Annotated in this window: 1 pseudogene; it reads right to left on the reverse strand. The window is 35.8% G+C overall.

What is annotated here, in order from left to right:
- Positions 1-483: 483 nt before the first annotated feature.
- Positions 484-2,904: pseudogene (leuS, locus tag JCM21714_RS17630) on the reverse strand (leucine--tRNA ligase).
- Between the last annotated feature and the right edge of the window lie 9 nt (positions 2,905-2,913).

Genomic DNA, 2,913 nt, shown 5'->3' on the forward strand with positions numbered 1-2,913 from the left:
GCAACTGTCGTTTGTGACAGCTTATATATCATATCATCCTCAGCAGTTAATGTCAATAACTTTTAAAAAGTAATTTGAATTCCTGTTGTTTTTCAAAAATGATATTTTTGTTATGTCGTTTTCAGCGACGACTAATAATATATCATATTTCTAATTAATGTGTCAACAACAAATTGAATTATTATTTTTAAAACCTTAATCAAACTAAAAACTCAGCATAACATATCTATTACATCCTGCCACAAAACTAAATGATGTATCATAGAATGAGGCACATGAGAAAGAATATTCGTTTAGAAAGTTTAAATAGTTAACAGTTTTAATGGTTGTAGAACAAATCAAGAGCGCAAGCGGACAAGCAGTAGCAATTGCTAAACACTTATATACTCTCAAAATCACCATTCAAAGCAAAACACGAACGATCGAATTGAGTATCGTTCGTGTTTTGCTTTTATGAAAGTACTTTTATCCAAGCTTGTTTAATTAATTAGTTACTATATTAACCAGTTTTCCTGGAACCACTATTATTTTACGAATAGTTTTTCCTTCAATCCGTTCTTTGATAGTTTCTAATTCCATTGCCTTTTGTTCCGTTTCTTCTTTTGAAGCATTTTTATCAATCATTAATTTAGCGCGAACTTTTCCCATAATTTGAATAACAATTTCAACTTCATTTTGCACTAGCTTCGACTCATCATACTGTGGCCACGGTGCAAACGCTAATGTTTCTTCATGACCTAATAACTTCCACAACTCTTCAGTTACATGTGGCGCTACTGGTGATAGTAACTTCACAAAGCCTTCCACATAATTTTTTGGAATTTCCTTTGCTTTATAAGCTTCATTAACAAATACCATCATTTGCGAGATCCCTGTATTAAAACGTAAATCCTCAAAATTATGAGTTACTACTTTAACTGTTTCATGATAGACCTTCTCTAAATCATCTGCACGATCATTCTGTGTAATTTTTTCTTCAATATCGTTGTTATCTGTAACAATCAATCTCCAAACTCTATCCAAAAATCTCCTTGCACCGTCCAATCCATTTGTAGACCAGGCAATAGAAGCATCAAGAGGTCCCATAAACATTTCATATAATCGCAATGTATCAGCACCGTGTGATTCTACAATTTCATCTGGATTTACTACATTTCCTTTAGACTTACTCATCTTCTCATTATTTTCACCAAGTATCATACCCTGATTATATAATTTTTGGAAAGGTTCCTTCGTTGGTACTACACCAATATCATATAAAAATTTATGCCAGAATCGTGCATATAACAAATGAAGAACAGCGTGTTCAGCTCCACCAATATAAACATCTATTGGTAACCATTCTTTCAATAAATCGTAATCAGCCAGTTTTTCTGCATTGTCAGGGTCAATATATCGCAAGAAATACCAGCAGCTCCCTGCCATTGTGGCATCGTATTGGTTTCGCGGCGTCCTTTCATACCGCTAACAGGATCAACTACATGTATCCATCCTTCAATATTTGCAAGTGGCGATTCTCCTGTACCTGAAGGTTTGATCTCTGTTGTTTTAGGGAGAACTATTGGTAATTCATCTTCACTAACAGCAGACATGGTACCATCTTCCCAATGTATAATCGGTATAGGTTCACCCCCCCAATATCGTTGACGACTAAATAACCAATCCCGAAGACGGTAAGTTACTTGTCGTTTACCTAAATTATTTTCTTCAAGCCAACTAATTGCTTTTGAGATTCCCTCATCTTTATTTAAGCCATTCAAAAATTCCGAATTAATGTGAGGACCGTCTCCAGTATATGCTTCTGATTCAACATTTCCGCCATCTACAACTGTAATTATCTCTAATTGAAACTTTCTGGCGAATTCATAATCTCGTTCATCGTGTGCAGGAACTGCCATAATTGCCCCCAGAACCATACGTCATTAACACGTAGTCAGCTACCCATATAGGTAATTTCTCCCCGTTAATCGGATTTATCGCATAAGCGCCGGTGAAGACACCAGTTTTGTCCTTAGCTAAATCCGTTCTTTCTAAATCGCTTTTTGTTTTTACCTTATTCAAATAGGCATCAACTGCTTGTTTATAATCGTTAGTTACAATTTTATCCAATAAAGGGTGTTCTGGAGCCAGTACGGCATATGTAGCGCCAAATAGTGTATCAGGTCGTGTCGTGAAGGCAGTAAAAGATTCACTATGTTCGGCAATTTTAAATGTTATTTCAGCACCTTCTGAACGACCAATCCAATTGCGCTGCATGTCTTTAATGCTTTCTGGCCAGTCTAACTCATCTAAATCTTCCAATAGTCGATCCGCATACGCCGTAATTTTTAACATCCATTGCTTCATTGGTTTTCTTTCAACTGGATGACCACCACGCTCACTTTTGCCATCAATTACTTCTTCATTTGCTAAAACAGTTCCTAAAGCTGGACACCAATTAACTGGAACTTCATCAACATACGCTAAACCTTTTTCATATAATTTCAGGAAAATCCATTGTGTCCATTTATAATAGTTAGGATTAGTCGTATTTACTTCTCTATCCCAGTCATAAGAAAATCCTAAATCCTGTATTTGACGACGAAACGTATTAATATTTTTCTCGGTAAATTCTGCTGGATCATTACCAGTGTCCAAAGCATACTGCTCCGCAGGTAAACCAAATGCATCCCATCCAATTGGGTGTAAAACCTCATACCCTTGCATTCTTTTCATTCTTGATAAGATGTCTGTCGCCGTATAACCTTCAGGGTGTCCAACATGTAAACCAACACCAGAAGGGTATGGGAACATATCTAAAGCATAAAATTTTTCCTTATCAGACTGCACATTCGTTTTAAACGTTTTATTTTCTATCCAGTACTTACGCCATTTTTTCTCTGTTTTAATATGATCAAACGACATTTATGGTAT

The organism is Gracilibacillus boraciitolerans JCM 21714 (assembly GCF_000521485.1).
GTDB classification, from domain to species: domain Bacteria; phylum Bacillota; class Bacilli; order Bacillales; family Amphibacillaceae; genus Gracilibacillus; species Gracilibacillus boraciitolerans.